At 64.4% G+C, this 6257-nt stretch carries 5 protein-coding genes; 3 read left to right on the top strand and 2 right to left on the bottom strand.

What is annotated here, in order from left to right:
- A partial coding sequence (purH, locus tag L979_RS11115) for a bifunctional phosphoribosylaminoimidazolecarboxamide formyltransferase/IMP cyclohydrolase (RefSeq protein WP_047692282.1) occupies positions 1 to 1493 on the top strand: 1493 nt, incomplete at its 5' end.
- 33 nt (positions 1494 to 1526) lie between these two features.
- Here purH and L979_RS11110 read toward each other — a convergent pair.
- Positions 1527 to 3206: a VWA domain-containing protein gene (locus L979_RS11110; RefSeq protein WP_047692279.1), complete on the bottom strand. Its 1680-nt coding sequence runs from the start codon at positions 3204 to 3206 to the stop codon at positions 1527 to 1529.
- Between the two features lie 371 nt (positions 3207 to 3577).
- Here L979_RS11110 and L979_RS11105 point away from each other — a divergent pair, with 371 nt between their 5' ends.
- Entirely contained in the window at positions 3578 to 4675 is a 1098-nt protein-coding gene (locus L979_RS11105; protein WP_369792993.1) for a LacI family DNA-binding transcriptional regulator, read from the top strand.
- On the opposite strand, the gene L979_RS11100 is transcribed toward L979_RS11105, so the two are convergent.
- On the bottom strand, positions 4668 to 5768 hold the full coding sequence (locus L979_RS11100; protein ID WP_052209822.1) for a Gfo/Idh/MocA family protein: 1101 nt from the start codon (positions 5766 to 5768) through the stop codon (positions 4668 to 4670). The two genes, L979_RS11105 and L979_RS11100, sit on opposite strands and share 8 nt — an antisense overlap.
- A gap of 56 nt (positions 5769 to 5824) precedes the next feature.
- Between L979_RS11100 and L979_RS11095 the strand changes: the two genes are divergently transcribed.
- The coding region (locus tag L979_RS11095; protein ID WP_047692278.1) for a TetR/AcrR family transcriptional regulator at positions 5825 to 6257 on the top strand (433 nt) is incomplete at its 3' end.

Raw genomic sequence — 6257 nt, 5'->3', positions numbered from 1 at the left:
CCGCCCAGAAGATCGCCGCCGCAGGTGTCCCCGTGACCGAAGTGGCGGATCTGACCGGTTTCCCCGAGTGCCTGGAAGGCCGGGTGAAGACCCTGCACCCGCGAGTGCACGCCGGCATTCTGGCGGACCGCCGCAAGCAGGACCATGTCCAGCAGCTTCAGGATCTGGGGGTTGAACCTTTTGACCTGGTGGTGGTCAACCTCTACCCGTTCGTGGACACCGTGAACTCCGGGGCTGAGCCGGATGCCGTGGTGGAACAGATCGACATCGGCGGTCCGTCCATGGTTCGCGCGGCCGCCAAGAACCACCCGTCCGTGGCCGTTGTGGTGGAACCCGACCGCTACCCAGAGGTGGTGGATGCTGCCTCCAACGGTGGCTTTGACCTGGCGGCACGGCGTCGTTTGGCGGCAGCCGCGTTTGCGCACACCGCGGCCTATGACACCGCGGTGGCCACGTGGTGTCAGCAGCAGTTCCCGGAGGATTCGCAGCAGGCGACCACACCGTTGACCTTCCCCCCGTACGCCGGTCTGGCTTTTGAGCGGGCTGAATCCCTGCGGTACGGAGAGAACCCCCACCAGGAGGCTGCCCTCTACGTCGACCATGCCGCAGCACCCGGCATCGCCCAGGCGGAACAACTCCAGGGCAAGGCCATGTCCTACAACAACTACGTGGATGCAGACGCTGCCCTGCGCGCGGTCCACGACTTCACGCAACCGGCAGTGGCAGTGGTCAAGCACAACAACCCCTGCGGTCTGGCCGTGGCGGATCCGGGTGCTGCAGCCGCCGTTGCCAACGCTCATGCCAAGGCACACGCCTGTGATCCTTTGTCCGCCTACGGCGGTGTGATCGCGGTGAACAGCACGGTCACGGCCGCCACCGCGGAGAGCATCAAACCGATTTTCACTGAGGTTGTGGTGGCACCGGCCTTTGAACCGGAAGCGCTGGAGATCTTCAGCACCAAGAAGAACCTGCGTGTTCTGCAGCTGCCGGCCTCCTTTGGCCAGGATCCTCTGGAATACCGCCAGATCTCCGGTGGTGCCCTGATGCAGGTCAGTGACCGCGTGCAGGCTCCAGGTGATGATCCTGCCAACTGGCAGCTGGTGGCCGGTGAGGCCGCAGATGAGGCCACCTTGGCGGACCTGGCGTTCGCCTGGACCGCGCTGCGCCCGGTGAAGTCCAACGCGATCCTGTTGGCCAAGGACGGCGCCACCGTGGGGATCGGCATGGGGCAGGTCAATCGGGTGGACTCCTGCCGCCTGGCCATCGAACGTGCCAACACCTTGGCCGAGTCCGGTGCTGCACGCGCTGAGGGCTCTGTGGCGGCATCCGATGCCTTCTTCCCGTTTGCAGACGGGTTGAAGGTTCTGCTGGATGCCGGCGTCAAGGCCGTGGTCCAGCCCGGTGGCTCCATCCGGGACGAGGAAGTCATTGCCGCAGCTCAGGAAGCCGGCGTGACCATGTACTTCACGGGTGCACGCCACTTCTTCCACTGACGGGGGTGGGGGCTCGGCCCGGCGCTGAGCGGATCAGCCCTGCTCGGGCTGGGCCCCCTGCGCCGGGTCGCTGCCGGGATCGTTGGCGGACAAGGCTTCCACAAAGGCCGCCTGCAGCTCCTCCGGTGTGGTCGCCGGGTGGTAGCTGCCACCGGTGGACTCCGCGATGGCGGTCAGAGCCTCAGCGTCCGCATTAGGGGAGATGCCCAGAGCAACAATCACCACGGGACGGTTGGGGTCCTGCTCGTTCTGAAGGTCGGCGGTGACTTCCTCCAGGCTCATGGAGTCACCCTTGTAGACCTCTTGAGCGCCGTCAGAGACCAGCAACACAATGTTGAGCTGGCCGTCCTGGTAGTTCTCCTGCTGGTTGCGGAAGGCTGCCAGTGCGGTTTCGTACAGGTTGGTCTGACCGCCCTGCTTGTACTGGGCCTGCGCCAGGGCGGACTGCAGGACCTCGCGCTGGGTCTGACCATCCACGCCTTCCTCCATGCCGCGGGTGGGCACCAACTCTTCGTAAGGGGTGTCACCGCCCAGGTCATCCGAGAACAGCCACACACCCATGGAGTCTCGGGCCGGGAACAACTGACTGCCCAACATCAGGGTCTGGATGGTGGTGTCCCAACGGGACTGACCATTGGCCTCCACCGTGCCCATGGAACCGGAGGCGTCCAAGGCCACCAACGCGTTCATCGGCGCTGCCTGATTGCGGTAACTCTCCACGATCGTGGTGGCCAGGTCCTCGTTGGGCGCGGGCAGACGGGCAGGGTCCTGCACGGCGGAGTCGTTGCTGATCTCCCCGTCTGCAGTGCGCAGGTTGTTCTCAGAGAGGGCTTGTTTGCCCTCGTCTGTGCCCAACCACTGGCTGATTTCATCGGCTGCCGTCCGGACGGCGTCGTTGCTCTCCAAGGAATCCCCGGAGGCCAAGAGCGGGTAGTCCAGGAAGGAAGTGCCGTCACCGGGTACGGCGGCCGCCAGGTCAGCGCCGTCGTTCTGTGCCGCGTAGTCCAGGTAGTCGCGCTCGGAGACGATCGCCCGGTCGCCGTCCTGATCAACGGCAGCCAGCATTTCCGGACCGGAGAGAATGGGGCTGTTCACACCCTGGGTCTGAGCTCGCGGAGTCAGTGCTTCTGCGGCCTGAGTCTGTTCGGCGTCCCCGGCAGTGACTTCCGAGGCCACGCTCAGCAAGGCCAGGTGAGCGCCGCCGTCGCGGTCCGGATTGCCCATGCGCGTGGACTGATCGGCCACCACATCGGTCCAGGTCCCGTCGGCCTCCACGGAACCTTGACCCACCACGACGCCAGGGGAGGATGCCAAGGAGTCGGTGTGAACAGACACGGCATCATCCATCAAAGCTGATGGAACGCGGCTGCTGGAGTCCGGAATCCACAAGGGCTGGCTGAGTTCTCCGGAGGAGGCGCGCACAGCTGTTTGGGTGCTGGGCTCTGAGGTGATGTCCAGCTGAATGCAGGACTCGCCGTCCACGGGCTTGTTGGCCAGGACATCGGCCATGGCTTGTTCTGCCACCAAGGAAACCCGCTGGGTGGAATCACAGCTGGACGGGATGGCGTTGGTCTCGGATTCGTTCTGGGTGACCAGCCACAGACCGCCACCGCCCACCACAATGAAACCAGCGGCTGCCAGGGCCGCCCACCGCAGACCGGTCTTCTTCTTCTCTGCTTCTCGCCAAGCTCGACGGGTCGGGGCAGCAGCCATGGCAGTTTCCTTCAATACGTAGGACCGTAAGCCAGCTACCCGAGGCGTGGGGATTCGTGGCCTTCCCAAAGGCATGGTCGTGGACTATCCCGCACAGTCTTGCATCGCACTGTTCATCCCGCCGCATCAACTCCGTCCCCATTCTTGTAGCTGACACCTGGCCATTTCTCATGAATTCGCAAGAGAAGTGTGGGTTGCGGGTGCATCTGTCCTCCCATGTGTGGACCACCGTGAACTTCACCACAGGGCTTGTGGGGCCGATTTTGTGGGCTGATGTTCGTGCGGCAGGATTCGATGAACGATCCGTCATCCGGGCGTCGCGCTGGGGCAGTGGGTTGGTCATGTCGGCTCCGGTGCGAGAAACTAGATGGGTGAATCACGACCACAGCACGAATGAGGCGGATCCAGGCGGCCAACGGTCGGGGGCAGCGCAGCCACGTCGGAGATCCCGAGGTAGCGCACCCACCATTTACGACGTCGCAAAGCTGGCGGGGGTGGCCCCGTCCACCGTTTCGCGTGCTTTCGCCCGCCCAGGTCGAGTTTCTTATGAGACCGCGGAGCGGATTCGGGAAGCCGCTGATGAACTGGGCTACCGGGCCCGCACCATTTCCCGCAATGCCGATGGCCGCACCGGCAGCCAGATGATTGCACTGGTGGTCACGGACATCTCCAATCCCGCGTTCTTCGATCTGATCCGCGGGGCCGAGGAAGCTGCGGCCGAAGCCGGATACACCCTGCTGCTGGCCAACTCGCAGGAATCGGACCGCCGTGAGCGTGAAGCCCTGGAGCGGGTCTTGCCGTTGGTGGACGGTGTGCTGCTGACCTCCTCCCGGATGTCCGATTCCGCCATCCGGATGACTGCCAAGCAGAAGCCCACCATCATCATGAACCGCGCGGTCTCCGGGGTGGTTTCCGTGGTCACGGACAATCCCACCGGGACACGCCGGGCCGTGGAACACCTGGCCGCACAGGGCTGCAAGGACATCACCTATGTGGCCGGGCCGGAAGCCTCCTGGGCGGATGGCATGCGGTGGCGTGCGGTGCGGGAAGCCGGCGTTGAGCTCCACCTGCGGATCCACCGCATCGGTCCTGCCACGCCCACGGTGGCCGGCGGGCGCGCAGCCGCCCTGGCTTGGTCAGCAAACCGCACCCCCGGTGTGATCTGCTACAACGACCTCGTTGCCATGGGTTTTGTGCGCACCGTTCATGAGATGGGACTACAGGTTCCCGACGACGTCGCCGTGATCGGGTACGACAACATCATGTACCTGTCCTTCCTCAGCCCCAGCATGTCCACCATTGCGGCTCCCATGCATGCGGTGGGGACCACGGCGGCCAAGAACCTTGTGGCCATGATCAAGGGTGCTCTGCCCACCTCCAACCGGCCGTTGGTGTTGCCCACCAAGCTGGTGGTGCGTGAGTCCAGTGACATTCGTGGACACTTCGACTCGGTGACCGCCGTCAGCTGATCTGGGCGCGTACCTGGTCGAAAAATTCGGCTCTGGAGAGGGACAGCGCCCACGGGACGAACGGTGACTCCACCAAGCCTTCCCTGATGCAGCGTGTGGCCTCCCGCATCTGTGGGACATATCCGGCGCCCACCATGGGGATGGTCTCTGTGACCGGGTCCAAACCTTCGGTCCGGCGCTGCTGGGTCATCCATTCCACCTGCGGCGGATTGTTCAGCCGTCCCTCCACACGCAACCAACCCTGAGTTCCTGACAGGGTGATGCCTGTGGCCGGAACTCGGTGCAGGGTGGCCGAGAGCTGCGCCCACCCTTTGGCGCATTGCAGTTGCACGGCAAGGTCGTCATCCACCCCGGTGGGCCCCATGTGCCCGGTGACCGTGTGCGTCTTCACCTCACCGAGCAGGGCATCTGCGTACAAGAGGGGGTAGACCAGCATGTCCAGGGTGACGCCGCCGCCGTCGCTCGGATTGAACAACCGGTGTGTGGGATCCGGTGTGGCGTGAAAACCAATGGCGCCGGTGACGGCACTGACCGTGCCGATGGTGCCCTGCTCCACCAAGTGCATGATTCTGCGGAACCCGGGGGTCATGGCGGTCCACACCGCCTCCATGAGCAAGACTCCCTGGGCGCGGGCCAGGTCCAACAGGTCACGGACCTGTTCTGCAGATATCGCTAAGGCCTTTTCACACACCACGTGTTTGCCGGCACGCAGCAACTCAGAGACGTGGTTGTGGTGATGACCGTGCGGTGAGGCCACGTAGACCACCTCCACCTCCGGGTCCTGTGCCAGAGCCTGGAGCCCGGTGAGCTCTCCAGAATCCTCATCTGAATAGGCCCGCACTAATCCCTGACGGTCTGCGAATTCCTGGGCCCGTGACCGAGACCGGGAGGAGACTGCAACAAGTCGTGCATCCGGGAGCATGGCTATCTCCGGCACCACCCGTTGGGCAATGGCCCCTGGTCCCACAACACCCCAGCCCAGGGGTGGTGCCCCCGGATGCGTGGGCTCCAACGGGCGGTCAAGATGGGCGGCATCCAGACCGGCACGGGCAAAATCGGCCAGACAATTCACATCGGCGTCAGGGGCAGTCATCCCTCAACTGTTGCACGCCCCGCCCGGGCCTTCCACTGACTGCGTAGGATTTGTCCATGCCCAAGGTCAGTGAGCAATACCGTCAGAACCGTCGCCGTGCCATGGTGGACGCTGCCACGGAGTGCTTCCTGGCGGAGGGCTACCGCGGAGCCTCCATGCACGAGGTCATTGCAGCCACTGGGCTCTCCGCCGGTGCGATTTACAACCACTTCCCGGGAGGCAAGTCGGAGCTGGTACTGGCCTGCGCCACCACAGCATTGGATCAGGTCTTTGAGCTGGCCCAGCAGCGGGTCACCCAGCCCTTTGACCCCGAGCAGTGGCTGGTGGGCGTGCTGGAATCCTTGGCCGCTGAACCCCGCCTGGCACGTCTGCTGCTGATCACCTGGGGTGAGGCCGCTGTGGAGACCCACGTCCAAGGCGCTCTGGGAGTGCACCTGGAAGCCGTGCGCAGCCTGATCAGTGACCAGTTTGCAGCCTGGGCCGTTGCTG

The sequence above is a fragment of the Kocuria sp. ZOR0020 genome (genome assembly GCF_000800955.1).
Taxonomy (GTDB): Bacteria; Actinomycetota; Actinomycetes; order Actinomycetales; family Micrococcaceae; genus Kocuria; species Kocuria subflava.
Note: the sequence above shows the minus strand (reverse complement) of the source record. Positions and strands in the feature narration are given on the sequence as shown.

Bases quoted from the DNA above. Each gene is read 5' to 3' on its own strand.
- L979_RS11110 (WP_047692279.1), bottom strand. From the start codon at position 3,206: ATGGCTGCTGCCCCGACCCGTCGAGCTTGGCGAGAAGCAGAGAAGAAG.
- L979_RS11100 (WP_052209822.1), bottom strand. From the start codon at position 5,768: ATGACTGCCCCTGACGCCGATGTGAATTGTCTGGCCGATTTTGCCCGT.